Annotated in this window: 31 protein-coding genes; 24 read left to right on the plus strand and 7 right to left on the minus strand. The window is 44.9% G+C overall.

Features of this window, described 5'->3' with window-relative positions:
• The first annotated feature begins 58 nt into the window (after nucleotides 1–58).
• The 6 genes from MA03_RS01420 (at nucleotide 59) to MA03_RS01445 (ending at nucleotide 4,533) form a co-directional block, all read left to right on the plus strand.
• Complete coding sequence (locus tag MA03_RS01420; protein WP_191118640.1) at nucleotides 59–655, plus strand: winged helix-turn-helix transcriptional regulator; 597 nt, start codon at nucleotides 59–61, stop codon at nucleotides 653–655.
• Between the two features lie 40 nt (nucleotides 656–695).
• Entirely contained in the window at nucleotides 696–1,790 is a 1,095-nt protein-coding gene (locus MA03_RS01425; RefSeq protein ID WP_236944903.1) for a M42 family metallopeptidase, read from the plus strand.
• A gap of 83 nt (nucleotides 1,791–1,873) precedes the next feature.
• Nucleotides 1,874–2,305 (plus strand): hypothetical protein, encoded by a 432-nt coding sequence (locus MA03_RS01430; RefSeq protein WP_052883568.1) that lies wholly within the window; start codon nucleotides 1,874–1,876, stop codon nucleotides 2,303–2,305.
• A 69-nt stretch (nucleotides 2,306–2,374) separates the two neighbouring features.
• Complete coding sequence (gene proC / locus MA03_RS01435; RefSeq protein WP_052884853.1) at nucleotides 2,375–3,235, plus strand: pyrroline-5-carboxylate reductase; 861 nt, start codon at nucleotides 2,375–2,377, stop codon at nucleotides 3,233–3,235.
• 21 nt (nucleotides 3,236–3,256) lie between these two features.
• Complete coding sequence (locus tag MA03_RS01440; protein ID WP_052883569.1) at nucleotides 3,257–4,111, plus strand: phosphatase PAP2 family protein; 855 nt, start codon at nucleotides 3,257–3,259, stop codon at nucleotides 4,109–4,111.
• A gap of 89 nt (nucleotides 4,112–4,200) precedes the next feature.
• Nucleotides 4,201–4,533 (plus strand): HAD family hydrolase, encoded by a 333-nt coding sequence (locus MA03_RS01445; RefSeq protein WP_052883570.1) that lies wholly within the window; start codon nucleotides 4,201–4,203, stop codon nucleotides 4,531–4,533.
• Between the two features lie 7 nt (nucleotides 4,534–4,540).
• Here the strand turns inward: MA03_RS01445 and MA03_RS01450 are convergent, their stop codons facing one another.
• A complete protein-coding gene (locus MA03_RS01450) occupies nucleotides 4,541–5,617 on the minus strand; it encodes a mandelate racemase/muconate lactonizing enzyme family protein (protein ID WP_052883571.1) in 1,077 nt (358 codons plus the stop codon).
• A gap of 140 nt (nucleotides 5,618–5,757) precedes the next feature.
• On the opposite strand from MA03_RS01450, the gene MA03_RS01455 reads away from it, so the two are divergent.
• The 4 genes from MA03_RS01455 to MA03_RS01470 all read left to right on the plus strand — a co-directional run bounded on the left by MA03_RS01455 (nucleotide 5,758) and on the right by MA03_RS01470 (nucleotide 8,251).
• On the plus strand, nucleotides 5,758–6,729 hold the full coding sequence (locus tag MA03_RS01455; RefSeq protein ID WP_052883572.1) for a hypothetical protein: 972 nt from the start codon (nucleotides 5,758–5,760) through the stop codon (nucleotides 6,727–6,729).
• Between the two features lie 67 nt (nucleotides 6,730–6,796).
• Nucleotides 6,797–7,525, plus strand: a complete 729-nt coding sequence (locus tag MA03_RS01460) for a cyclophilin-like family protein (protein ID WP_052883573.1) — start codon at nucleotides 6,797–6,799, stop codon at nucleotides 7,523–7,525.
• Nucleotides 7,522–7,953 (plus strand): hypothetical protein, encoded by a 432-nt coding sequence (locus MA03_RS01465; protein ID WP_052883574.1) that lies wholly within the window; start codon nucleotides 7,522–7,524, stop codon nucleotides 7,951–7,953. The genes MA03_RS01460 and MA03_RS01465 overlap by 4 nt, the downstream gene beginning before the upstream one ends.
• Before the next feature lie 73 nt (nucleotides 7,954–8,026).
• Complete coding sequence (locus MA03_RS01470; RefSeq protein ID WP_052883575.1) at nucleotides 8,027–8,251, plus strand: hypothetical protein; 225 nt, start codon at nucleotides 8,027–8,029, stop codon at nucleotides 8,249–8,251.
• Between the two features lie 4 nt (nucleotides 8,252–8,255).
• Here the strand turns inward: MA03_RS01470 and MA03_RS01475 are convergent, their stop codons facing one another.
• Nucleotides 8,256–8,633, minus strand: a complete 378-nt coding sequence (locus MA03_RS01475; protein WP_052883576.1) for a class II SORL domain-containing protein — start codon at nucleotides 8,631–8,633, stop codon at nucleotides 8,256–8,258.
• A gap of 100 nt (nucleotides 8,634–8,733) precedes the next feature.
• Between MA03_RS01475 and MA03_RS01480 the strand changes: the two genes are divergently transcribed.
• Genes MA03_RS01480 through MA03_RS01495 form a run of 4 tightly spaced genes read left to right on the plus strand, consistent with a single transcriptional unit; the run spans nucleotide 8,734 to nucleotide 13,071 of the window.
• Entirely contained in the window at nucleotides 8,734–9,621 is an 888-nt protein-coding gene (locus MA03_RS01480; RefSeq protein WP_191118641.1) for a UTP--glucose-1-phosphate uridylyltransferase, read from the plus strand.
• 47 nt (nucleotides 9,622–9,668) lie between these two features.
• Nucleotides 9,669–11,003, plus strand: coding sequence for a hypothetical protein (locus MA03_RS01485; RefSeq protein WP_052883578.1), 1,335 nt, complete (start codon nucleotides 9,669–9,671; stop codon nucleotides 11,001–11,003).
• A gap of 1 nt (nucleotide 11,004) precedes the next feature.
• Entirely contained in the window at nucleotides 11,005–11,670 is a 666-nt protein-coding gene (locus MA03_RS01490) for a mechanosensitive ion channel family protein (protein WP_052883579.1), read from the plus strand.
• Nucleotides 11,671–11,682: 12 nt separating this feature from the next.
• Nucleotides 11,683–13,071, plus strand: coding sequence for a glycosyltransferase (locus tag MA03_RS01495; protein WP_191118642.1), 1,389 nt, complete (start codon nucleotides 11,683–11,685; stop codon nucleotides 13,069–13,071).
• Nucleotides 13,072–13,098: 27 nt separating this feature from the next.
• Here the strand turns inward: MA03_RS01495 and sppA are convergent, their stop codons facing one another.
• A complete protein-coding gene (sppA, locus tag MA03_RS01500) occupies nucleotides 13,099–14,025 on the minus strand; it encodes a signal peptide peptidase SppA (protein WP_052883581.1) in 927 nt (308 codons plus the stop codon).
• Nucleotides 14,026–14,063: 38 nt separating this feature from the next.
• Here sppA and MA03_RS01505 point away from each other — a divergent pair, with 38 nt between their 5' ends.
• From MA03_RS01505 to MA03_RS01520, 5 genes are all read left to right on the plus strand, one after another.
• Nucleotides 14,064–15,470 (plus strand): dihydrolipoyl dehydrogenase, encoded by a 1,407-nt coding sequence (locus tag MA03_RS01505; RefSeq protein ID WP_191118643.1) that lies wholly within the window; start codon nucleotides 14,064–14,066, stop codon nucleotides 15,468–15,470.
• Nucleotides 15,471–15,528: 58 nt separating this feature from the next.
• Entirely contained in the window at nucleotides 15,529–16,719 is a 1,191-nt protein-coding gene (locus MA03_RS01510; RefSeq protein ID WP_052883582.1) for an MFS transporter, read from the plus strand.
• A gap of 217 nt (nucleotides 16,720–16,936) precedes the next feature.
• Nucleotides 16,937–17,176, plus strand: coding sequence for a 4Fe-4S binding protein (locus MA03_RS08565; RefSeq protein WP_191118644.1), 240 nt, complete (start codon nucleotides 16,937–16,939; stop codon nucleotides 17,174–17,176).
• A gap of 18 nt (nucleotides 17,177–17,194) precedes the next feature.
• Nucleotides 17,195–17,311, plus strand: coding sequence for a 4Fe-4S binding protein (locus MA03_RS09050; protein WP_191118645.1), 117 nt, complete (start codon nucleotides 17,195–17,197; stop codon nucleotides 17,309–17,311).
• Nucleotides 17,312–17,342: 31 nt separating this feature from the next.
• Nucleotides 17,343–17,621 carry a twin-arginine translocase TatA/TatE family subunit gene (locus MA03_RS01520; protein WP_191118646.1) on the plus strand — a complete coding sequence of 93 codons (279 nt, stop codon included), beginning with the start codon at nucleotides 17,343–17,345 and terminating at the stop codon, nucleotides 17,619–17,621.
• Here MA03_RS01520 and MA03_RS01525 read toward each other — a convergent pair.
• A complete protein-coding gene (locus tag MA03_RS01525) occupies nucleotides 17,618–18,352 on the minus strand; it encodes a HesA/MoeB/ThiF family protein (protein WP_052883585.1) in 735 nt (244 codons plus the stop codon). The genes MA03_RS01520 and MA03_RS01525 overlap by 4 nt on opposite strands.
• Nucleotides 18,353–18,412: 60 nt before the next feature.
• Here MA03_RS01525 and mobB point away from each other — a divergent pair, with 60 nt between their 5' ends.
• The 3 genes from mobB to sfsA are packed head-to-tail and all read left to right on the plus strand — an operon-like array spanning nucleotide 18,413 to nucleotide 20,851.
• A complete protein-coding gene (gene mobB, locus MA03_RS01530; RefSeq protein ID WP_052883586.1) occupies nucleotides 18,413–19,156 on the plus strand; it encodes a molybdopterin-guanine dinucleotide biosynthesis protein B in 744 nt (247 codons plus the stop codon).
• A gap of 50 nt (nucleotides 19,157–19,206) precedes the next feature.
• Entirely contained in the window at nucleotides 19,207–20,157 is a 951-nt protein-coding gene (locus tag MA03_RS01535; RefSeq protein WP_052883587.1) for a uroporphyrinogen decarboxylase/cobalamine-independent methonine synthase family protein, read from the plus strand.
• A 4-nt stretch (nucleotides 20,158–20,161) separates the two neighbouring features.
• Entirely contained in the window at nucleotides 20,162–20,851 is a 690-nt protein-coding gene (sfsA, locus tag MA03_RS01540; RefSeq protein WP_052883588.1) for a DNA/RNA nuclease SfsA, read from the plus strand.
• Between the two features lie 3 nt (nucleotides 20,852–20,854).
• Here the strand turns inward: sfsA and MA03_RS01545 are convergent, their stop codons facing one another.
• Nucleotides 20,855–22,621, minus strand: coding sequence for an aldehyde ferredoxin oxidoreductase family protein (locus MA03_RS01545; RefSeq protein ID WP_052883589.1), 1,767 nt, complete (start codon nucleotides 22,619–22,621; stop codon nucleotides 20,855–20,857).
• 5 nt (nucleotides 22,622–22,626) lie between these two features.
• The gene (locus MA03_RS08575) at nucleotides 22,627–23,022 is read right to left on the minus strand and encodes a 4Fe-4S dicluster domain-containing protein (RefSeq protein ID WP_236944904.1); all 396 of its coding nucleotides are present in this window, start codon (nucleotides 23,020–23,022) and stop codon (nucleotides 22,627–22,629) included.
• Nucleotides 23,023–23,115: 93 nt separating this feature from the next.
• Between MA03_RS08575 and MA03_RS01550 the strand changes: the two genes are divergently transcribed.
• Nucleotides 23,116–24,246, plus strand: a complete 1,131-nt coding sequence (locus tag MA03_RS01550) for a CBS domain-containing protein (protein ID WP_052883590.1) — start codon at nucleotides 23,116–23,118, stop codon at nucleotides 24,244–24,246.
• A gap of 41 nt (nucleotides 24,247–24,287) precedes the next feature.
• Nucleotides 24,288–24,935, plus strand: a complete 648-nt coding sequence (locus MA03_RS01555) for a phosphoribosyltransferase (protein ID WP_052883591.1) — start codon at nucleotides 24,288–24,290, stop codon at nucleotides 24,933–24,935.
• Nucleotides 24,936–24,957: 22 nt separating this feature from the next.
• Here MA03_RS01555 and MA03_RS01560 read toward each other — a convergent pair whose 3' ends face one another.
• Entirely contained in the window at nucleotides 24,958–26,034 is a 1,077-nt protein-coding gene (locus tag MA03_RS01560; RefSeq protein ID WP_052883592.1) for an L-threonylcarbamoyladenylate synthase, read from the minus strand.
• Nucleotide 26,035 lies beyond the last annotated feature (1 nt).

Raw genomic sequence — 26,035 nt, forward strand, 5'->3', positions numbered from 1 at the left:
TCACGACTAATTCCAAAGCAATATATTTAGGGTTCGTTTCTGAACATATGTGGAAATAATGCTTGATGAGAATGATCTTAAAATATTGGACATTCTTTCGAGAGAACCTCGGGCGTCCATATCTAAGATATCTAAAGAAACAGGACTTAGTCGTCCCACAGTACACTCAAGAATAGAAAAGATTTTGAAAAGCGGCGTATTGAAAGGCTTACACTTTGAGCTGGACGAAGCCGAGCTTGGAGGAAAAGTATTTCTTGTCTCTTTGTCGAGCGAGAAACCTCAGGAAACCGTTGAAGAGTTGGTGAAACTTCCAGAGGTAGATGAAATTTTTATCACTAGTGGTCTCCCGAACATTCACGTAATATTATATGTTTTTGATCTCGAGTCTCTTTCTCGTTTCCTAGAATACGTTTCGAAAACCGATTCTCAGGCTAAAATAAGTTTAGTGTTTACTAGATGCAAACTGGACAGAACGACTGAAAAGCTGGTAGCGGCTAAAAAAGCTATTCTTCATTGTGAGACGTGTGGTGTATCTATCTCAGGTACTCCATATATTTATGTATACAAGAACAGGAAGCACTACTTCTGTTGTCCTGTCTGCAGGAACCAATTTGTTGATAAAGTTGTAAAGTCGGTGCAGGCCCCAAAGAGTTAGTAGAGAAACGATTATTTACCCCCAGCGTTACATGAGTGCGATGAACTACAAGATAGATGAGAAATCGCTGAGTTTTCTGAAGGAAGCAACTGAGGCTATAGGTCCCTCAGGATTCGAAGAAGAAGTCTTAACCATATTCAAAAAACACTATTCAGTATTCGCTGACGATGTGAGAAGGGATAACCTTGGCTCCCTTGTCCTCGTAAAGAAAGGTACAAGTGAAAGGCCCCGAGTCCTCGTTGCCGGACACGTTGACGAGGTAGGATTTCTCGTAACCTCTATTACAAATGAAGGCTTTGTAACTTTTACAACTCTCGGAGGCTGGTTCGAGCAGGTTCTACTTGCACAACGCGTTGTAATCAAGACAAGAAAGGGAGAAGTAGTTGGAGTTATTACAAGCAAACCCCCACACCTCTTAACGCCAGAGGAGAGACAAAAGGTCATACAGTTTTCACAGATGTACATAGACGTAGGGGCTACAAGTAAAGAAGAGGCTGAGAGTCTGGGAATTCGGGTGGGAGATCCCGTCGTTCCATGGTCGCCCTTCATGAAAACAAGTCTCCCAGACAGGATCATGGCTAAAGCTCTTGATGACAGGATCGGAGCTTTCATTGCTATGGAGACTTTAAGGGTTCTACGTGAACATAACATAGAGCATCCCAACACCTACTATGCTGCCGCCACGGTTCAGGAAGAGGTGGGTCTAAGGGGTGCTGAGACGGTAGGGTGGATTGTAGACCATGACATAGCGATTGTGACTGAAGTCGACATAGCGGGGGATGTTCCTGGAATAAAGCCCAACGAGGCGCAAGCAAAAATGGGGAAAGGTCCTACAATAGTTACCTTTGACAGGTCAATGATTCCCAATCAAAAGCTGAAGGAGTTTGTCATCCAGGTCGCAGAGGAATCCAAGATACCCTTCCAATTGTCAGCCGTATCGGGAGGAACTGATGCTGGGAGACTCCACCTTTATAGGGGTGGCAGGCCTAGCATAGTGATAGGTGTTCCAACGCGACATATTCACAGCCATGTAAGTATAGCGTGTCTCGCAGACGTCGAAAACGCAGTTAAGCTTGTCGTGGAGCTACTCAAGAGGCTGGATGAAAAAACCGTTAACAGCTTTAAACACATTTAGAGGGATAAGACTGAATCACCGATTCAAATTTCATAAATATTTATAACAAAATTTATCTATATGAAAATTGTTATAAATAATCGATGAGCGTTCTTAGTTTGCCAAAGGAACGCAACGTTACACCTCTTCACGCTTTTATAGCCTCGATGCTAGCCTCTTTACGCGAGGAAGGGGTTCTCAACTATGCAATCGTTACAAGAGCTATGGAAAATGTCGGGAAAAAACTACTCAATATCTATTCTTTTTCAAATAATCCAAAAGAGGCTATATTAGAGGCTAATAGGCTTTTACGCTTTGCTGAGCAACTCAGTGTGGAGGAAGATACTCTTCATTTATATGTTAAGGTAACAACAAGGAGCTGTAATATATGTCCTAAGGCAGTAGGTGGCCTGGAACTCCCAGGACGATTATGTCCTCTCGTAGGATTCTTCTCGGGTATAACTGGACTTAAACCTGATTTAGAAAATACTGGGAGAGAAGGGGGGTACTGCAAGATAGTATTGTCTAAGATGTAGACAGTATCTTGTATTTTTTTCAGAAATGTGCTTGAAAGCCTTAAAAACCTTAAAGGTTTGACAGGATTCGTGCTTGATGCTGATAGTATAGCCGTACTTGGTGCTGGAAAGATAGGAAGTATAATAATAAGGGCTCTTTCAGAAAAACTAGACGGGGTCAAAGTTATAGCTACTGGTCGTAGCTATGAGACCCTTCAGAATGCTGCAAAGCTTGGAGCCATAGCTATACGTGAGAACCGCAAAGCCGTACTTGAATCGGATCTCATCATTATTAGTGTGAAGCCATTCCACTTTCCTCAACTTTTAAAAGAAACAGGGTTCGATGTGTGGGTTGACAAAACAGTTGTTTCGGTAATGGCTGGAGTCACTCTATCAACATTACAGAAAGCGCTTGAGGGCGCTGAAGTCTACAGGGCCATGCCCAACCTGAATGCCTATGTCGGGAGATCAGCGACCGCAATAGCCGAAAACGGTTCTGGATACAGGAAAAACACCGTGGATGCTTTATTCAAAACCCTGGGTACAACATACTGGGTTCCCGAGGAGTATCTCGACGTTTGGACAGGACTAGCCGGCAGTGGACCAGCCTTTATAGCGGAAATAATAGATGCTCTTGCGATGGGCGCCGTAGCCTCTGGGTTAAACCGTGAACTAGCATACAAGGCTGTGCTAGATGTGCTAGAGGGGACTGCTCTTTTATTAAGAGCACGCAGTAACATTCATCCTGCCCAGTTGCGTGACGAGGTGGCAACTCCATCTGGAACAACTATACGTGGGTTGACAGTTTTGGAGTCGAGGGGGGTAAAGGCTGCGCTGATGGAGCTGGTCGAGCAGGCTTCTAGGCGTTCAAGGGAAATTGGAACAGAGGTTAATGAGAGGGTAGTTAAGGAGCTTACCTTTATGCTTCAACAGGTAGAAAAGAATAAATGAACCTTCTCGTAGAAAATCTCCATGCAAGAGGCGAAAAAATACAATACTTTCATTTATGGGATAATAATCATATTACTTGTAACACCGTTCCTAGCCTACTTTACAGGATCATGGACAAAATATTGGGAGTTAGTAACAACACTGGGAGATGAACAAGGATATGTAGCTTTGGCGACTATAGTCTTTATAGTTTTCTCACCCGAACTAGGCTTCATCATGCTATTATCGCTACTATCATCCGCCTGGGTAAACATAATATTAAAGGACACTCTTCGACTACCTCGCCCTCCCTCCGATCAATGGAAGATCGAGGTTAAAGGGTACGGTTTCCCAAGCGGTCACGCTCAAACCTCAACAGCATTCTGGTCTGCCGCTTATATTTATCTGAGGAAAAAAGCTATAGCCCTGCTCGGCACCTCCCTTATAGCCCTAGTCTCCTATTCGCGGCTTGCACTAGGAGTGCACTACCCTCGCGATATAATAGGAGGAATTTTCCTCGGCCTACTCGTCTCGCTACTTACATACTTCTTCTCGCTGAGACTACTGAAGCTAGAAAAGAAGAGAGCTTCTTTAACCCTACTAGCATACAGCATCTTTGTATCTCTACTATACCTTGTAGACCACGATCCCACTCTAATCAAACTTGCAGGCGTATTGGCTGGTAGTTCCCTTTACCCTCTCCTCCGAGAAAAAATACAGCCTTCTCCTTCACTGTCCCGTCGCGTTCTTCTAGCTACAATAGTCTTAGCGCTAGTTTTAATCCTTACACGCATCTCAGGTTCTCTTCCTCTGATATCACAATTTGCTATTTATGCCCTAATCTCAGTTATTATAGTTGTATCACCAATAATTAGATATGTATCTAAATTATTTTGAATATTTTTCATTGATTCCAGGTAGTATAATATAATATGTTTAGAAAAAAGATAAAATCCCCTATTAAAAAGTAATAACAGGAAATATTAATGTCTCTAGTGGGCCATCTAATCAACCACCGTAATAAGCCCACGGAACCAGGTGGAGAGTTCTCGCCCCTAGCCATAGCTATTAGACAAGCTCTACTTAGTTGTTCAGAAGAACTACTTAAGGAATTTTCAGGGCTCCACCCGGTCAGGCTTACCGAGAAGCTTGAGGAGCTTCTTAGGAGGCATGATATAAATGTAGAGGTAACGTTACACCCCCTAAGCCTAAAACCCTTCCTTCTAATAAAAACGAACCCATTCACACTGCTCCTCTATACTCGTTCTAGGACATACGAGGTCTGGCCCCTCTTCAGGGAGGTTTCAGGGACTGCTTGAGAAGCTATCATATAACGCGGGCAAACATCCCCCAGTCTGGAGAGAACTCTCCTAAACCCGCAGCTTCACCTGCTTTTCTCGTCCCCTTTTCAATACTCGCTCCACCGTAAAAGGCTTGCTGGGAAGTGAGAAGGTCGCAGTCCAGGTCATAGTAAAATATATTCCGTAGGGCTTGTGCAAGGTGTACGTGAGCTGTTATGCCCAGTCTTGTTTCACCATAGCATCCGATCATATTCTTGATGCCTGCAGACTCACTAATGTAAGCGACTCTCAACGCTCCAGTCAATCCTCTGGTCTTCATTAGTTTTATATTGATAATGTCTGCAGCCTCGAATTCTACAGCCTTTAAGACGTCGCCCGGCGTCTTAACACTCTCATCCAGGGCTATGGGGATTGAGCTTTCACGCCTGATTTTTCTCAATCCTTCGAAATCATCCCATCTTGTAGGCTGTTCTACAAGCTCAACATCATATGATGAGATCCTGTCGATAACCCATATTGCATCCTCGACACTCCATCCTTGATTTGCATCGACTCTGATCTTTACACCCTCGCCCACAGCGTCACGCACCATTCTCACGCGTTTAACGTCCTTCACGGGATCTAAACCGAGTTTCAGTTTAAGTATTCGGAAGCCTTTTTCCACATATCTTAGCGCTCTTTTCGCCTGTTCTTCGGGCTCCAGCAAGCCAATAGAAATATCTGTCTCTATGAACTCACGGTACCCTCCTAGCAGGCGCCAGATTGGTTTACTCTGGTATTTTCCATAGAGGTCTACAAGCGCCATGTTTAACGCTGCACGTAAAGAAGCGGGTGTGTCTAAGGTCCAGGTGTACTCGTGGATTTGTTCAAGGCTTCTATAGTCCACGTCTAATGACTTAATCCTCTTAACTGCCTCCACAACATCATCTAACGTTTCCCCCAATACGTTCTTTGAAGGGCACGCCTCCCCCCAACCAACTAGACCATCCTGGGTAGAGAGTCGAATAACCAGTGTTCGGCTCTTATCGGCAACTCCGGTAGAGATGCGGAAAGGCTCTACAAGAGGGAGTTCGACAAGCCAGGCTTCGAGCTTTAAATCCATAAAGATAGTGGTTTCCCTCTATGGAATATACTTTTCGTTTTCGCTAATGGGTTGATGTTGATCATACATTGAAAATACTAGAGTAGATCTACCTATATGTAAAGTCAGCCCTAAATCATATCCTATCCCTTACCTGAGTTGTGTATACTGGTCTGCTAAACCTTGATGCTCTCAGCGAGTTAGAGAAACTACCTAAAAGATACAAAGATTATGCTTTTGCCTCTCTAGCCTTGGCTGCAGCCCGATTGGGTCTTGATTACAATAGCTTCCTCGCTGAGGTCGAAAACTTGTACTTAAAGTTATACGTCGAGGCAGAACTGCCCCTTTATGATCCCGAGTATTACGAGAAAGCGCTCAGAGAAGTGGTCTCAAATGTGACTTGGCTAAAGTATCTTGAAAGAGTATATGTCTTGGGAAGACTATCTGAAACCGCTTTCCAGCTCGATAAGGGGGATTACAAATATTTACTCGAGATGGCCTCGAATTATCTGCCCCCTCTCGGATACTCCGGTAGAGCTAGATTTTCGCTTGCTTTAGCTAGATGCGGTGAGCTTTCAAGAGCCAAGGAATTAGTAAGTGCATATAGTGTTTCACGCAGGGTTTCTTTTCTAGTCGAAGCTACTCTCTCAAGGCCTCAAGATTTTCAGCTTTTATCTGAAACTATGCAGCTCATTAGAAAGATAAGAAGCGGGAGACGGAGGATGGTGTTGTTATCACGCCTAGCGAAGCATCCTCTCTACTTTCAATTAAGAGCGCCGAAGCCACAGGAACTAGCACTTAAGCTCCCTTTGGGAGAAACTCTAAGGGACATGTATGTATCTCTTCTAGTGGCTAGAAACTTGGGTGAAATCGGCTTAGCCAAGGAATTTAGGGATAGATTCGAGCTCATTCTCAAACAAGTACCCTCGACAGACCTCTTGCCGGTTGAGGCTTCTGAGCTCTTAGTAGAAGTGGCTTATCATGCTCGCGGTATAGAAGGTTCAGTCAAACTAGCTTCTCAGTCAAAGTTTTATCCTCTATTAGTAGCACACCTTGCTGAGTACATTACGAAGTTGTCACTGGAACAAAGTATATTAAAAGAGGGGCAAGCAACAAATAACTTGAATAATTGAAGAATATCAAAGCGGTTTATTCTACAAAACTCTTATTAATTAAAAGAACAGGATATATTGAAAACTCATGTATATCACGATAAGATTTGAAGATGGTTACGAGATACCTGCAGTCGTCCTTGATTCCCGCTTTTATGAAGCTCTCAAAGGTGCAGTTCCAATAAAGTCTAAGACTCTCACCTGGAAGGAAGAAGTGTATTTCGAGACGGGAATAGAGTTTCATGGAGAGGAGTTTTCAAGAGTTGCAAGCGGTTCCCTAGCCTACTGGCCTCCCGGAAAGTCACTCTGCCTTTTCGCCTGGGCTAACCAGCCATATGGACCTGTAAATATTGTTGGATGGTTTTTGGGACCTAAACACTATGTTTTCGAGATAGATGAAGATGAAGAAGTTGAGGTGGAGGTCTTTAAACCTGACCTTTATTCCCGGGAAGCTGTTAGTCTAACGGAGCACCTTGTCAGTAATGGTTTCTACGCGGCTCCGAGAAAATGGGCGGGAACAGAGAGCATCGCTGGAGCATACGCTAAACACAACTTTCGTGTCGGCTTTGAAGTCTTTATCGAAGACTTCGGTTACATCGTGGAGTCGGATCCCATATATGAGAGAGATTTCACGGCAATCGATGAGGCCGTCCAGTTAAGGATGAAGAGAGTTGTAAAGAGTAGGGTTGACACCAACGAAGATGGTTACGTGATCTTGTCTGAGTTCGTCTCTAAAGGACAAAGCCTGGTTGAGGCAGTTTCACAGATTACAAAGGACTATCTGAAGGTAGTAGATATATTGTCCCTAGTGGGGTGAGTGTCATTAAGATTGTACTCTGGGCACTAGACTTCACACCCAACAACCATGTACAAGAAACTCTTTCGAAGCAAGTAGGGGACGAAGTTGTGTTTGTTGGGGTTGGGGCTTTAACTACAGCAGAAGAAATAATTTCAGCGATGACCGATCTAAAAGCTGAGGAAGTAGTCACAGCAATCGAGGATCCATGTGAAATGCACAAACTTCTAGATAGAGGCGTCCAGCCCCTTGTGGCCATAATAGAGGAGGTGTGTAGAGCAGAGATTAGGGAAGAATGTAAAGGCTACAATCCAAATACAGATGTATTAGTTGAGAGGGAAGAGGGCGTGGTTGCTCTCAGAATACGCGAATTCGCAAGGGTTATCGATATAATGTTTCAGCTTGTAGATCCGCAGGAAAAACACGTTCACGAGCACGAGGAAGATTAAGCTTCGTGGGATTTTACAAAAATGGAGAAAATAATTTAGTGGTTAAGAAAACTATTAATCTTGAGTCTTAAACATGAGTTTTAGAGCTGACACAAAAGAGCAGAAGACACGGGAAGATGAACTTATTGAAGCTGTTCTCAGAGTTCTGAGGCTTGACAGAAGATTCACAAAAATAGAAGAGAAAAACGTTAAAAAGATACTTAGAAAGCTCGATAAAAGCGATTTAACTTATATGGCAAATGTATTCGACTCTTTATATGAAGTCTTGCGAGAAAAATGCGTAGATTTTGAGGGCTAAGACATTAAACAACTTTGATTTCTTTGCGTCCCTCCCAAAGTCCGTGAAGGTTACAGTACTCTATTGCATGAATAACTCCACTTTTCTTTAGCACCAATTTCAATTGAACTTCAGGCTCTGCAAGCTCTGGCTCGAAGTGGACACGCGCTAACAGGACAGGGTTAAATGCCCTCCCATCTTCCTGGAAGTATACTTCAATCCATCGGATAGAGTGTTGAATAGTGTTTGGATGGGGACCAACACTTATCTTTACGTGAAAAGGCTCTCCGGACTTCACCTGGTCGGGAGCCTCGATTTTCGGCGTATGAGTCTCAACCTTTGAGATAGCCTCACCACTAGCGCTTTCAGGAGTATATACTAGGTCTCCGAATTTTTTAGGCATAGTCTTTCAAATAATAAGTTCTCTTCCTTTCATAAAAATTTTACTTGTCGAAAGCAAAGTTTACTAATAGTGAATGGTTAATCGAAAAAAGGGGATGAATGTGTCTAAGCTTAAAAAAGGAGTCTTACTTGCTGCGGGACTGGGAACCAGGCTTGTACCTTATAGTAAGGAGATGCCGAAAGAAATGTTGCCGATTTTTGAAGGGTTAAAAGGGAGGGTATTTCTCAAGCCTATTATCCAGAAAATTTACGAACAACTTTATGATGCAGGGGTACGAGAGTTTTGTTTTATAGTAGGGAGGGGGAAGCGGGCTATAGAGGATCACTTCACTCCTGACTGGGCTTTTGTCGAATACTTAGAGAGAAACGGTAAAGAGGAATACTCTTCTCTTCTAAGGGAATTCTACAGTAAGGTCGAATCCTCATATATTGCCTGGGTCAATCAGCCTGTCCCCCGAGGTACAGCGCATGCAGTCTACATGGCTAAGACATTTGTAGGCGATGATTTTTTCTTTGCCGCGGCTGCTGACAACGTCTTCATCGGGGAGAATGTTCCACAAAAATTGGCGGAGCTTCACGAGAAAAGATCCACTCCCATTCTTGCCGTCAAGAGAGTAAACGACCCTAGGAAATACGGAATTATTATTGGAAGGGAGATCGAGGATAGAATATACGAAGTCGAGGGGATAGTTGAAAAGCCCAAAACACCTATTTCTAACCTTGCCAACACGAGCCTGTACGTTTTTCCTCCAGAGATTTTCAAGGCCATAGAGGAGACAAAGCCTAGTGTGAGAGGTGAAATAGAGATAACGGACTCAATACAAATCTTGCTAAGTAGAGAAATAAAGTTTCTGGCATATGAGTCACAAGCCGACTGGGTGGATACGGGAACCTGGGAGACATTCTTCCGGGCAATAGCTTTATCGTTAAAGCACAGCGGAGGACATAACATTGTGTTTGATGTCCTAGAGGCTCTCAGGGAAAAATAACGATAAATATTTTTAAAAAGAAAAATAAAACTTGCCAGGTAGAATTTATGCCGGAAACCTCAAAGCACATACTTTCGAAGATTCTCCTTGTAGTCGAGGCATTCTTCGGTGGCTTCTATGTATCAATAACAAGGGGGCTCTTCGTCCCTATGATGGTCTACAGTGGCTATAATCTCGACATGGTGTCGATGGCTCTTCTCCCAACGGGTCTGGGAGGTCTACTTCTGGCTCACACATTATATAAAAGACCAGAGGCTGCCACCTCGCGCTTCCGTATAATGCTTCTTTCAACACATTTCTTTGAGAGGGTGTTATGGCTCCTACCGCCTTTTTTTCTATATAACCCATATCTTTTATCCTTGAATTATCTCGCTGGAAACCTTGTAGCGGTAATGGTGGGTTTACTAATAGGTGTACTAATCTACAGTATATTTTCGATAGATGATGTCATCGAGGTTTCCGTCCATAGATCCGCTGCCGGAGCCGCAGCAAGCATTCTAGGCTCATTATTCATGACATATCTTTCCGCGGTGCAAAAGGCTCCCGGAATATATTATGTGTTATATATAACAGCTTTCCTAGCGGGGCTTGTGAGCACGGGGTCCCTGTTGCTTTTACCAAACGTTCCGGGGAAGATTAAGGAAGAAAGGGTTGAGAAAAAACTCGAGGAAGAAGCAAAAATCAAGGGAAGTGTCGTTTTCCTCGTATTAACTTTATTCATGGCTGGAGGCAACCTGGTAGGCATGGCTTGGAGTCCTCTTCTGCGTCAGCTTGGAGCCCCGCTCTATATTCCACTAGCATTAACATTTGCCGGAAACATAGGTGGTCTCATAGGAGCCTACCTCTGGAGGTCCTATAGGGCCTACCTCGTCGCGATAGCTTTGAATTCGTTACTCACCGGACTTATACCTTACATATGGTTCCCACCTATACATGTTGGGATGTCATTCTTAACATCCCTTACATTTATGGGGGCTAACCTCCTCGGAATGCAGGTTTTCGCCGAGATAAACAACAAACTCGGTAGGGTAAGGGCTGCAGCATTTTTGACTGGCGCAAATTATGCAGGACTGCTTTTGGCATCTTCAACCTTAGCGTTGGGGATTTTTACACCATTTGTTAGCATGTTGCTAGCCGCACTCCTCAAGATGATCGGTGTGATAATGGCCATGCTGGTAATACCTGAAACAGCCGTTGTTCCTGAGAGGAGAGCCTACGAGTACAGTCGACTAATCTATTCAACGAGTACGATGGGTTACACCTTCACTGTTCAGGCTTCTAAAGAATTTCTAAAATTTGCCGTGGAAACTTTAGCGCTGGCATTATTACTAACTTTATTATATGTCATGTATAGACTAAGTTGGATGATAGCGGGGATCTAGAATGCCTCCCGATATAGACATACTTCAACAGCTTACCCTAATTCTCAATGAACTGGCATCATCTATTCCTAAGATTTTCTTAGTAGCTATAATCCTTGTAGCTGCCTTCATAATAATGAAGATCGTAAATGGTGTAATACGTTGGCTTATCAAAATTGGAAGATTTGAGGAAATATTAAGGGAGATGGTTCCCGGAGGTACTCGTTTGCCTCTTACAACCCTTTCAATAGTTTTAGCTGATGTTGCGATACTTATAGCGGCTTCTGCACTTATTCTTCGGGTGTATGTGCCTGTGTGGGAGCCTTTCTACCGGGAAAGCATAAGCTACATAACCAGGGCGGGTAGTGTTGTAGTGCTTGCTTTAATTGCTTTCGTGATGGTTGATGCTCTCGTCAAGTCCATGGGGCTTGAGAGAAAAACAGAGAGGTTTTTCGTCATGATCTCAGCGCTCATTCTAGTAATACTCTTTGTGGATCTGGCAGCTTTAAGCTCCGAGGTGAAGGTAGCCCTTACAGCTGGTCTTGCTCTCGGGGTCGGCTTCTTGATAGGAATATTTGCCCTCTGGGCCTTCTTCGGCGATTATATAGAGGAGCTTTTAAGAGCTTTAAAAAGATTTAATGAAGGGAAAGAAGGAGAAGGGTCTAGCAAAGAAGGAGCCACTCCGTGATAGTGTGGGAACATGTCTTTAAGTTTTCTCTTGGTATTCTTGTTGACTTTGCCAATTTATGTAGTCCTGCTCTATTACCTTATGATCATAGCCTTTGCTTCGCGCTCAAAAGATAAGAGTGTAGTCAAAGAGGATGCACGGGATTTTTCTATCGAGGTAGTTGTACCAGTCCGAGGAGAACCGCTCGAAATAGTGAAAAACACTCTTCTACGTAACAAGGAGGCCTACGAGTCAACACCATGCGTGAAAAAAGTGGTTATCTTATCTGACGACGATGTTCAATACGTTGAGACACTTAAGCGTGAGCTTGAAGGATTCAGCAAAGTAGAGGTTTTGAGGCGTTCCCAGCCTAAGGGAGGCAGGACAGGTGCGCTAGACCATTACTTCTCATACTCGACCTCCGACTATATTCTAGTACTAGACGTCGATGGAACTATAGACAAAGAATCCCTAAATTCTCTATGTATGCTTAGTGGCTCAGAGGCAGCTTATGTACTTCCCTGGAAGGGCTACTCACTCGACAAAACCAGGGTAGCCGAAACGATGGCCTTCTTCACAGATCTCGGATCCCTAATACTTTACAGACTCAGGTCTAAGGCTGGCTTTTTCGTTTTCCCACTGGGTTCGGGAACACTATACAATCGCGATGCCATAATTCGGCTTGGAGGATGGGGCGACAATATTGTTCAAGATGACATTCTGATGGGAGTCAAGCTAGCGTCAAACGGATTTAGTACAAGGTTTCTTGAGAATTCAGAGATACAAGTACTGGTGCCTTCAAAGCTTTATTCCCTGAGAAAACAACAGGCCAGGTGGGCTTTCGGGACCAGTGAAGTTCTTTCAAGGAACTTTAAAAGGATATTAGACTCGCCACTACCTCTGTATAAAAGAATGGAAATGTTTGCTTACCTGCTCCAGCCTCTTGAAACGCTTCTACCTTTCCTTGTTCTAGTGTTGGCACCTATTGTGGCTCTCCTGGAGCGTCCCAGTACACCTTTCAGCTATCAGTTTATGAATGTTATAGGTATTTTTCTACCAGCAGCTATCCTAGGACTATTGCAAGGCTTTCTCCTCTACGAGCTGGAAAAAAACCGTCTTAAAGGACTATTCAAATACTATGTTATAAACCTGGGAAGGTTTTCTGCGATACTTGCAGTTCTGTCACCTTATCTCTCGTTCTACGCGCTTAAAGGATTGTTGAGGGGGAAGATAAAGTGGGAGGTGACGCTAAAAGGGCAAAAGGAGAAGATTAGTCCGAAGGAGAAGAGTCCCCTATGGATTGCTGCATGGTCTGGTCTTGGAATCGCATCATCCATGATAACAGGTAATCTCTACACGCTGTTCGTGTCACTACTCTTCATGCTTGCCTCGCTCTACTGTCTCCTCAGACTAGAACTTTAAGTTAAAAAGAACCCTAATGTTATATGGTCATGGAAGAACAATGTATTCAGGTGGAGGCCACATTGCAAGGTAAATTAAACTGGGTACACTCATAGGGGTTCTAGTGCCAGATCCTCCAAAAAGAAGACCTAGGAGCCCTGTTGGCTGAGGTTTCAGCTCATAAACAGGTGCAGTCAGAGGTAGTCCGGCAAGCTCCTTTGTCTTGTTTATGGCTTCGTCGAGCGTCATTATACCGTCTATCAATCCTTCTTTTAAGGCTTCCTCGGGCGGGTAGGGTCTACCACTAAACACGTTCTCTCCCACATTCTTCCGGTGCTCGAGGACGATGTTCTTGAATAAGGCAAAGTATTCTTGAATGATTTCTTGCATTACCTGCATCTCTTCTGATGTCATGTTCCTATAGGGAGAGCCTATGTCTTTCAAAGCACCAGACTTAAAAGTATAGACTCTTATGCCAAGTTTCCCAAGCAAGCCTTCAACGTTGATAGTGGACGCGTATACGCCTATCGAGCCTACGAGAGCCGAGGGGCTTGCGTAGATTTTTGTTGAAGGGCTGGCAGCCATGTAGGCGCCACTAGCCATGCTTCCTCTAGCGTAAGAAACTACCACTTTTTCACGTGCGAGCTTCTTTACAGCTACGTATAAATCATAGGAAGCGGAGACCGTCCCCCCAGGGCTGTCATAAACAATTATGACAGCTTTAATTGAAGGATCTTCTCTGGCTTGCTCTAAAAGCTTGATATACTGGTCTATACCAGTTGACACCCCTAGAAGCGATTGGCTTGAATAGTCTAAAGCTCCTCTAATCTCGATCATCGCTACTTGAGGTATGAATTTTGGTCTAGTACTGCCTGGGGAAAAAACTGCTAAGACTAATCCTACGAGGATGATTCCTACGATGAAAAATAATGGCAGCTTTTGTTTGACTGATGATTTAGCTTGTGGGGTTAACATATTAGTTAATATATAGCACGAGGAATTATTTTAACGCTATGGTGAAGCACTACGAAGTTATAGTTTTTGGTACAGGTTCAGCAATGAATATTGTTTCTGAGCTAATAAATCAGGGTTACGAGGGAAGGTTTGCCATCATTGAGAACAACATTGTTGGTGGTATTTGTCTGACAAGGGGCTGCATACCATCTAAAATGCTCCTGGAAGTCGCTAGGAACATAAAGAGGATACGAGACGCATCAAAGTTCGGTATTAAGGTTTCCTATGAGCCCCCCGACTTCGCCTATACAATGGAACGTGTTTGGCAGAAGATATATCGGGAAAGTAAGGAGATAGAGCACTCCTTAAAGCATCATCCTCAGATCGACCTTTATCTAACTGATGGGGTTTTCGTAGGAGATTACACGGTTGATGTGGGAGGTCGTGAAATTGAGGGTGAAAAAATACTTCTATCAACTGGGTCTAAGCCTAAAATACCGCGGATCCCCGGTATAGAGGAGATTGACTATTACACAAATGACAACTTCTTTAAGGATTTGAGGAAACTTCCCAAGAATACTGTTGTAGTAGGAGGAGGGTATGTAGGACTGGAACTAGGCTTCTTCCTTGCGATGATGGGTAGCAGTGTCACTGTTCTCGAAATGCTGCCTAGCATCTTGCCAGGAGAGGAGCCGGAAATCTCTAGCTTAATGAAGAAGGAATTATCGAACTACATGGATATACGTACTAATCACACGGTTGTTGAGTTCCGCAAATCAGGTGACAGAAAAATTGTAGTGGCTGAGAACAAGCTTACAGGAGATAATGTAGAAATCCAGGCAGACGCTATACTCATCGCCTCTGGCAGAGCCTCTTACAGCGACGTCACGAGACCCGAAAAAACAGGTGTAAAGACGGACGAGGGAGGCTGGATAATAGTTGATGAGTATCTTAGGACGACCAAGAGTGATATATGGGCTTTCGGAGACGCAACGGGCAAACTAATGTTTAAGCACAAGGCCAACTATGAGAGTGTTGTCGTATATTATAATGCGTTCAAGGGAGAGCAGGTCAAGGCCGATTACCACGCGGTGCCTCATGCGGTTTTTACTGAGCCCGAGGTGGCAAGCGTTGGCCTCAGGGAAGAAGAAGCCGTGAAGAAACACAGGATACTCGTGGGATATGCCCGATATGGAGAGACAGCTAAAGGTGAGGCTATGATGGCCGAGGACTACTTCGTGAAAGTTATTATAGACAGGGAGACATCTGAGATTCTAGGAGCACACATAATAGGTCCTGAGGCATCACTCTTAATACAGGAGATAGTCAGTCTCATGTATACTGACACGAGGTCTGCAGAGCCGATTTATAGGGGAATGCATATACATCCTGCACTCTCAGAGGTTGTTGAGCGGGCATTTTTCCACCTACACGAGCCCGAGGAGTGGCATAGACACGAGCATTGAATTGACATTTTAGACCGTTAAATTAAAAAATTTTTAATTATTCTAGACGAGGCGAGGCATGTCGAAGAGGAGGCTCGTTTCAGCACTTGCTGTACTCTATGCTCTCTACTTTGTCGTGTATGTACATAGAACCATAACTGGCGTGCTTAAGCCTGAATTTGAACATGTGTCTCTCCAGTATGGTATAGATGTTGCTTTACTGTCCTCAACGATGGCTTCAGCTTATTTCTATGCTTACTCGTCGATGCAACTCCCGGGAGGCGTCCTAGCTGACGCTTTAGGAGTTAAGAGATATACCGCCATAAGCGGAGGTATAATGACGCTTGGGGCACTATTGTTTTCGACAACGAATCCTCAACTTATGATAATAGGTCGTATACTGATAGGCGCTGGCGCAGCGGCAATTTACATTTCCATACAAAGAGTGATAGGAGTATATGCAGACAAGAACAGTGGAGGAACATTAACAGGTCTAGCTCTCTCAATAGGGAATCTTGGGGCACTTTTTGCCACTATGCCTGCCAGATCATTAATAGACTCATTTGGTCTTCCTGTATTTTTCCTGGGTCTAACTGCTGTCACAGCGTTTCTTTCAATAAGTCCACTATTTAGCATCGAGGATGAAGGGGTCAGCACCAAGGGAGTTATGGACGGGCTCAAGAAAGCTATCGGACAATTAAAGGTCGTAGCTCGGTCCTATCACTCTATAGCTGTCGCCTTAGCGTACACCGGGACATATTCAGCAATACTAGCTTTCCAATCGTATTGGGGATACGAGTATATGCAGACTTACTTTCACCTTACAAAATCAGAAGCTGCTCAAGCACTATTCTTGCTGGCACTTGCATTCCTGCTGAGCGTTCCTTTAGTAGGCTTTATTAGCGATACTGTGCTACGAAAAAGAAAACCTATCTTAATAGTCGGATGTCTCCTCCACTCGTTGGCTTGGTTTACCGCGGCACTGCTACCCCTCATAGCTCCTTCCAAAAGCACGCTCTACGCTTTTACATTCCTATTGGGACTTATAGCATCAACACACATGGTTATTTCGCCGATGTCTCGGGAGGCTTATCCCCCCGAGTTCTCAGGGACTACGTTTGCCTTTGTAAATCTGGTGGGTTTTCTCGCTGTGGCTGTATATCAAAGCCTAGGTATATTTATAGGGGATCCGTTAATAATCTTAAAAATATTTGGCGTCAGCGCCCTTATAACAGGGATTATGGCTATAAAGACACGAGAAACTTTATAAAAAAATATTTTTAAGGGGTCTGGACTGCGCCATACCAAGGACTCCATTTACCCCAAGCCGGTATGTGTCCGATCGGTACGTTACTTGACGCTTTAGGGAAAATTAAAAGAACAAACTTCTTAAAAAACCAAGACTTGATAACAAGAATAACAAGTATGCTTTCGCGACTGGCATCGCAGTAGCATCCTATATTTCGGCCTCTCCTCTGTTTTGCTCTATGTGCCCTATCCGGGGAATATGCACAACAGCTGGTCCTGGAACCATTAGAGCTACAGAATTAGCTCTTTCAACGTTTCCCTTGATCCTCGAATTCACCGAGAAGAGGGCATGGTGTAAGTACTTCTGCCCCGTGGGTGCTGTAATAGGAGCTCTTGGCTTCAAGAAGATTTTAGGCTTCAAGATAGACACAGAGAAGTGTGTTAAGTGCAGGGCTTGTATTCGTGTTTGTCCTACATGAGCAATTAGTGAAAATAGCTTGAGCACAGGAGAGATTTCACGAACCGAATGCATAGTTTGCGGAAGATGTTACGACGTTTGCATGTACGACGCAATACACTTCGGTTTCCTCCCTCAAAAAGTTTTAAACCGGTAAAAATTTATATATGCACGTTTTTCCCCTTTTTATGTTTCTATTAACAGTAGGTACTGCTGAAGTGTTCTCAATAGGTCTCGGCCCTACAGAAATTCTTTTGCTCATACTTTTAGCTATAATACTATTCGCGCCGAGGAAAATACCTGAGCTTGCAAGAGCAATCAAGGAATCAGCAGCGATTATTAAGGAAGAGGCTAGCACTGAAACTTCGAAGGATGAATCTCAAGAAAAATCCGAGGAAGGATTGAAGAAAATTTCTGAGAAACTGGGCGTCGACAAAGAAGAGAAGAAAAAGAGAAAAATCTTCTAAATGGACCGCGAGCAGACTGGACAGTCAGGCCTCCTCCGGACAGTTAACGTGTCGAAGCCTTCCCTTGTTCCATCGAAAAGAAAGAGTTTTCCAACTGGCGGCTCTCCTGTCCCCGTTAGAATTTTCAACGTTTCGAGTGCTTCAAAAGAGCCTAGAACTCCTGCTGTAGGGCCTGCGATCGGGATGGGTCTTTCCTCCTTAAGCCCTTCAGGAAACACGCACCGTAAACAAGGCCCCTTACCTGGTACTACAACCATTAGCTGGCCATAAAACCCTCGAACGGCAGCGTGAACGAGAGGCTTACCGAGCTTGACGCAAGCCTCGTTTAAGAGGAAGCGGGTATCCCAGTTATCGAGACAATCTACGACAACGTCAGCTTTTTTGACGAGTTCAAGGGCGTCCTCTAGAGTTGCTATGCGCTTTTCGACAAGTTCGATCTCCACATTTGGGTTGAGGGTTTTCAATTTTTTTAGAGCGCTCTGGGTTTTCAGCGATCCAACGTCAGGCGTCCAATGGAGAAACTGTCTATTCAGATTGCTTAGCTCGACTCTCTCCGAATCAACAATTATTAGCTTGCCAACTCCTGCTGCAGTAAGGTAAACCGCTACAGGCGATCCAAGCCCCCCTAAACCCACGATGAGAACTGTAGAAGTCTTGAGTTTTTCCTGAGCCTGAATACCCCAGATACGTAATTGTCTATCATACCTTTCGAGTTCTTCTCGTGATAACATATGACTAGTATATTATTTGACATCAATTAATTTAGTTGTCTGAGTTGTCCCATTCAAAGTATGAAAGCGGTTGCAATTATTGGCTACAAGGACTCGGGGAAGACTACTGTTGCTGAAACCCTCATAAGATTATTGAAACAGAAAGGCTTTAGGGTAGCTGCCCTAAAGCACGCACACGGAGGAATTACGCTATATAATGATGACTCGAGCAGGCTTTTCAAAGCCGGGGCTGATTATGTAGTTGCTCTTTCAGAGAAGGAAAGCCTCGAGATCAAAGGTAAGCCTCCACTCTTCTGGCAGTATCTTTCCACTATGCGTAGCTATGATTATCTCGTTGTTGAAGGCTTCAAAAACACTTTCCCCGGAGCTAGAATAGTAGTGGCTAGAAGCGTCGAGGAAGCACGGGCGCTCACAAGTTCACTCGTCATAGCATACACTGGCAAGATAGCTGAAGTAGCTATGGGGGGAGAGTTAAATGCACCTATAATCAATATCTCCAAGGAACCTGAAAAACTTCTTGATATAGTGATGCAGAAAGCTTTCGAACCGCCGCCCGGTCTAGACTGTGGCTTCTGCAAATTCAAGAGCTGTATAGCTCTGGCTGAAGCGATTTCTAGGGGCGAGGCAACGCTTTCCGAGTGCACTGTTCTCAAGAGTAGGGTATCCCTGAGGGTTGACGGTGAGCCTGTCGAATTAAACCCCTTCGTCCAGGATGTATTCAAAAATGTAACGCTAGGGCTTATCTCTACGTTGAAGGGGGTGAGCTCTAATCCCAGAAAAATAGAGCTTTCCCTGTCGCTTTAAAAGAACATAAAAACAATAAACTTTTTGAAAACCATCTATGGTACTTCATTGTGATAGCTACTACCCTCGTAGGTAGCTTTCCCCTAGAATTCTCGGAGCCAAATATTAGACGAGCATTGGAAGATCAGGCAAAACTCGGCATAACATATCCAGTTCTACCGCAGTTGAGAGACTTCGTATACATCTTCTTAGAGCCACTAGTAAAGCAAGGTGTAGTTTCCTATGAGAAGCGAGGCTATGTACTAAGGCGTCACTTAGAGGAAGCCGAGCCTATTGTTCCACCGGATTACATTATCGCCAGGGATATTGCCCGTGAACTGGGTTTGAGGTTTAGAGTCCCTGTCACTGGCCCATTCACCCTAGCATCAAAAATAGCCTTGTCACTTGAAAGGGTCGGCGATATATCGGGGTCTGCTCTAACTGACAAGGACTTGCTTGAAAAAGTAGTCTCCTATGTTTCAGGCTTGGCCTCTAAACTAGACAAGGAGGTAAGAGGAGACGTCTATTGTGTTGATGAACCAGTCCTCGCTGTGATTGTTGGCGCTAGAAACGTTATGTATAATCTCACTCTCGAGTATCTTCAACAAGCCTTAGAAAGCGTCCTGAGCAGACTTGGTGGGGTTCATCGTGGTGTACATGTTTGTGGGAGGCTACCACCTCTCCTGAAAAAGGTTCTCCTCGGCCTCCATAATGCAGACTTCTTAGATCACGAGCACAGCGACTTTCCTTCAAACAGGGTTTATTACACGCGAGACGAGCTCGCGAAAAATTCCAAGAGACTAGCTTTCGGTGTTATCTCTCCTGTTAAACCCAGTGTAGAGGATTATTCTTCTGTGCTTCAACTTGCTCGTGAGGCTAGGGAGACTTACGGGGAAATGCTTCTCTTTTTGAAGCCTGACTGCGGCTTCGGCGGCTTGCGGGGAGTTTTGAATGGGCGTGAATACGAGGAGATTGTGCTTGAGAAGATGCGTGTTCTTGTAAAAGTCGCCTTAGAGGCGTGACAAATTGCTCTTACAGCTTGAGAGTCCAAGCATCTGCACTATTGTACGTCGCGTTAACCGCTTCGTTGTCGAGGTTAAACACGCTTGGAAGCTTACCCGAGCCCATATAAACAATACAGGAAGGCTACTTGAATACATCAAGGAGGGAAAAACCGCTTACTGTCTACCGCATAGGGGAAAGACTGAGTTTCGCTTGATAGCAGTAGATGAAGAAGGGAGCGGGGCTCTCATAGACACGCAGCTACAGATGAAGAGCTTTGAGGAAGCAGTTAGAAGGGGACTTCTTGATTGGGCTAAGTGCGAAATTGTTTCCAGAGCCCCAAGAGTCGGCTCGTCTAAACTAGACTACCTCCTCTCGTGTGGAGGATACAAGGTTTTTACAGAGCTTAAGAGTGCGGTTCTAAGGCAAGACGGATATGCAATGTACCCCGACTGTCCAACCTTAAGGGGTAGAAGACATATATGGGAACTAATAGAGCTCGCCAGAATTGGCCATAAAGCGCTTATAGTGTTTGTTGCCGGTATACGAGGAGTTACAGCTTTCAAACCCTATGTGGAGGGGGACGCGGAGGTGGCGAGGCTCTTAAAAATGGCTTATGAGAGTGGGGTGGGGATAAGGGCTTTCTCGGTTTACTATGAGCCAGAGACTTCTAAGATAATTCTGGATAAAAGTAGCCTGGAAATAGTCTTATAGTATTCAAGTACTCAGCATTTGCTTTATAAGCGTGGCGTACTCTCTTTTTGCCTCTTCCATGAAATCTACGCTCAGAAACCCGTGTGGTGTAGGAGTTTCAAATATTCTCTTTGGAAACTCAACACTTTCCGGGTCGAAGCCCTCACGAACCTTCAGCTTGTACTTTTCGCTTAAAATCTTCCTGCCAAGTTCGCTTAGATCTTTTTCTTGGAGCTCAAAGCCTAGTGGTTTGAGGGCATCGAGTATAATGTTGGGCTTGTATATTTCTCTGGCGAAGAGACATATCACGAGACTTGTTAGAACTTGTCTCCAGGCTTCTTCTTCCAACAATGCTGTGACCACTTCACGTGGAGAGGGCTGTTTACCGAGAGTTTTCTGGTCGTAGGAGTAGCCAGCACTATCTAGGTGGCTATGCCTAGCACCGAAAGAGTAGTTTAGGTATGCCGCAGGCCCAGTATGATAGCCTGCCATCTCATTGCCGGAGAAAGCGAGCGCGAATTCTTTTCCGCCGAAACGCTCTGATGCGAACTTTACACCCCTAGCCATGGCTTTATATAGTTCCGTGGGCTGTTCAGCTATCTTTTTAACCGCCTCGATATAGACGTTGTAGTTCCCCCAATCGAGTTCCAAGCCATCGAGATCTTCCTTGCTAATTAAACCTCTTTTGTAAGCCTCAGTCGCCCAGGCAAGTACCACTCCGGTAGTCATAGCATCAAGCCCGTAGGCTTCTACCGTGTCGATGAGTCTTAATAGGCCCTCAGGTTCACGGGCGCCGAGCATCGAGCCAAGGGCATAGATAGGTTCATAGTCATAGCCTATAAAGGTGGTTTTATAGAAGTAAGGTTCCTCCTCGTAAGGTTCCCGGAGTACAGCGAGATGTATGCAAGCAACAGGGCAGTGCGCGCATGAAACTCTTCTTCCGAGATATTTTTCGGCTAGGTATTCTCCCGATATCTTTTCGGCAGTGTCAAGGCTGGCTTGTTGAAGGTTAAATGACGGCAAGGCTCTGATAGCGTTTAACTGTAGGACGTTGACCGGTGTTCCGAGATCATGGTACTTCTTCATGAGCGGGCTTTCTACAATTAGGCGGAATATCTTGTCATATGCTTCACGGTAGGCTCTTTTGTCAGCGACTTGTATCGACGACTTTCCTGAGATCACTAAAGCCTTCAGGCGTTTACTTCCAAAAACGGCTCCTAGCCCGAGCCTACCAAAATGCCGATAAGTCTCTGTTATAACGTTGGCATAGCTTACCATTTTTTCACCAGCCTTCCCGATACGCATTATAGCTCTGAGGCCCGAACCGGGCTCGACTTCTCGTATAATCCTGCCGACCGTGTAGCTACTCGACATGCCCCACAACGCGCGTGCATCTCTGAAATAGACTTTATCTCCTTGAACTGAGACCCAAACAGGTAAATCGCTAGCTCCCTTTATCACTATGGCCCCGTAACCGGCAAGTCTTATGGCGACAGCGCTTCTCCCGCCCGCATGGCTTTCACCAAGGTTTCCAGTGTGTGGGCTCTTGAAAACGGCTACAGTTTTTGAAGCTGTGGGGTAAAGTGCGGTAAAGGGGCCCACTGCGAATACGATGACGTTTTCAGGGTCTAGGGGGTGCGTATTGCGTGGGAGCTCTTCCTCGAGAAGTTTTACGGCGACACCGGTTCCTCCTAGATATTCTTCGAAGAGATCGCTACGATCCTCTGTCCAGAACTTCTTGCTGGTTAGATCGATATACAATACCCTGCCAAGAGTACCGAGGACTGGCATTCAGATCACCTTGCTAGAGTTAGGACACCATAAGGACAATAGTTCGTGCAGTAACCGCAGTGGACGCAAATAATAGGCTTATTCATCTCGTAATCCCACATTACGGCACCAATTGGACAGGCCCTCAGGCAGTTTCCACAGCCTATACACTTGGAAGAGTTCAAAATAACACCCCCATCCTTACGTTTCACAAGTGCGCCTGTAGGGCATGCAGCCTCACAGGACGGCTCCTCACACCCCCTACAAACAACAACCTTATAGCCCCTCTCAACGCCCCCTATACTCGAAACATGAATGGCAGACTTGGCAAGGCCTCCCTCCCCAAATCTTCGGGAACAAGCAAACATACAGGACATGCAGCCTACACACTTGTCTACATCCTGAACTGTTAACCTCGTCACAATAACTTAATGAAACCGTCTAAATTATACCTATCTACGTAATATCTTATCTTAAAAAGAGGTTTTTATATAGCTTCAGCCTATTAATAACTGATGGTAGAATCTACTCCTCCCCTCGATAATCTTCTAGTCCGATTAGAACCTCTCACTCATGCCCGAACAGTCTCACTAGCCGCGGAAAAGATGTGGCAAAACGAGATACCCGTTGTAGCCGTAGTAGACGACGAGAAAAAATATCTGGGAGTGGTGTCTATCTTCACGCTCCTGAGGTCTCGTGCACACGGCGAGACAAAGCTCAAGAATTTAGTCGAGAAAGCCCCCCTCGTCCAGTGGCCCTCCGACCCCGTAAGTATTGCACAAATCTTTGCACGTACAGGTCTACCAGGATTAGCAGTCATCGAGAAGGGAAGCATTATTGGAGTAGTACATGCAAGACGAGTAATCTATGCTCTTAAATTGGCTCCAAAGGTGCCCGCACGACACATAATGTACCCCATAGAGCCCCTCAAGCCCGATGACAGCGTTGAGAAAGCCAGGAAGCTTATAGCAGAGATCGGACTTAGGCTCGTTCCTGTAGCCCATGACGGTAGACTAGTGGGCGCGGTGAGGGTATACGACCTTGTGAACTTTATATACAACACGCCACTTCGCAGGGACAAGCTAGGCGAGGTAAAGGGAGAGGTAGAATACTTCCTTGATCAACCAGTACACAAGATAATGATGTCTCCTCAGAGAACAGTTAATGTGGACGGTGTACCTACCATTGAAGATATCGCCGAGGGAGCTATTGTCTTGGACCCTAAACAAAATGTTGTGGGTGTTATATCCCCCTATCTGTTTATAAGGCGTCTCCTACCGGAGGTTGAGGAAGCCAAACTACCTATAAGAATCGAAGGGTTAGATGAACTAGACTTTATAGAGAGAAACCTTGTCACAAGAAAAACTGTCGACATAGCGAAAAGCGTTGCGGCGCGAGCTAATCTTCTAGAATTCTCGGTAGTCTTAAAGCCACGCGAGAAAGCTGGTGAGAGGCGGAGATATGACGTCCGGGTTTCGATAAAGCTAGATAAAGGCTCTTATACCGCGTCTACCTCTGGCTGGGATGTTGTACAGGCGGTCTTCGAGTCACTAGAGCTTGCCTACAAGAATTTCGCGAAGACAAAGGAAAAGAAGAGAGAACGTGTAATAGATCTTGCTCGTTTAAGGAAGAGGATAGGGTTTTAGCTAAGATTAGCTATATAGTTCGATTTTTCTATTATTTGGGTATGGTCGAGGTTTTCCGAGATAGGCTTCACGCCGGAAGGCTTCTAGGGGAAAAATTATTATCGCTTAGGAAAACCTGGGAGAAAGCTATAGTACTGGGCATACCTAGGGGTGGGGTTGTAACTGCGAAAGCAGTAGCTGAGAAGCTAGGAGTACCCCTAAACGCAATAGTTTCGAGGAAGCTTCGAGCCCCCGGCAACCCGGAGCTTGGAATCGGAGCTGTAAGCGAGTATGACGCCCTCTGGATTAATCAGGGTTTGGTAGAGGAACTAGGAATTAGTGAGGAATACTTGAACCAGGAGATATCGTTTCAACGAAAACGTGTATCGGAATACGTAGCTAAATTCAGAGGTGGTCTCGCGCTACAGATACCAGGGCTTGATGCGATTATTGTTGACGATGGGATTGCTACAGGTGCAACAGTAATAGTGGCTGCGATCGCGGCACGTAGAGCGGGTGCCTCAAGAGTAATAATTGCTACTCCTGTAATTTCAGATGACGTAGTGAGCCTTGTTAGGGAATACTGTGACGAGCTTGTGTGGGTTCATAAGCCGCTTCTACTCTACGCAGTAGGAATGTACTACCAAGATTTTAGCGAAGTTACAGATGAACAAGTTGTAGACATCTTAAAACATCTCCAGCCAAGTTAAAAACGAGAAATTATTCCTGTTGTTACACAGCATTTACAACGTTATGACCCGAGGCTTTTCTAAGCCTATTCATTACCGTCAACCCCAAACCTTTTTCCTCGAAGCCTTCAGCCACAATAAACTCGACGCCTAACTCGTCCATAGATCTTAAAGCCTTAAAGAGATTCCTAGCAATGATAAAGCTGTCGCTACGTGGACCTAGACTAACCACCAATCCGAGTCCTTCATATCTGTGTGCTGTCTCATCACTGCATAAAATCCCGACCTTGACTCCTCTAGAAATTTTCTTGAGAGCTATCTCCTTTACTTTTTCAACTAGCTTATCAAGGTTCTTATAATCTTCAGCTTCAACCAGGATCATTTCAGCCATAGGAGCATAATGCCTGTATTTTGTTCCCGGAGCAATAGCTTCTTCTGACTCCCGTATCCCACGAGCGAACTCAGGTACCGTTACCTTTACGCCCAAGGTCATTTCTATTTCTTCGATAGGTATGGCTCCTGGTCTTAGCAGGACGGGGGGCCAAAGGGTGATGTCAAGTATTGTTGACTCAACTCCATGGAGGGTTTCACCAGCATCAATTATTGCATCTATTTGGCCATTGAAATCTTCTATGACATGTCGGGCATGAGTGGGAGAAGGTCTTCCAGATCTATTCGCGCTAGGGGCTGCAACGGGTTTCCCTAATTCCTTGATCAGTAATTGTGCTACGCGATGCGCTGGAACCCTGACAGCTACTTTAGGCAGGCCGGCTGTGACCTCACTAAGCACCTGCTCCGCCTTTGGCAGGATCAGTGTTAGTGGTCCAGGCCAAAACTTTTCAATAAGCTTGTAGGCATAGGAGGGGATATTCCTGGAGACTCTCGGCAACCACTCAGGGTCAGCGAGATGTAGTATGAGTGGGTTATCTGGTGGTCTGTTCTTAACCTTGAAGATTTTGAGTACCGCTTCACGTATATCAGCTGCGGCCCCCAATCCGTAGACGGTTTCTGTGGGGAAGGCGACAAGTCCGCCCTCTGCAAGAATGCGGGCTGCTTCTCTAATCACGTTAATTGAAGGGTTTTGAGGATCGACTTTAAGGATCAGAGTCTTCGGTCTCATC

Source organism: Thermofilum uzonense (assembly GCF_000993805.1).
Lineage (GTDB): Archaea > Thermoproteota > Thermoprotei > Thermofilales > Thermofilaceae > Thermofilum > Thermofilum uzonense.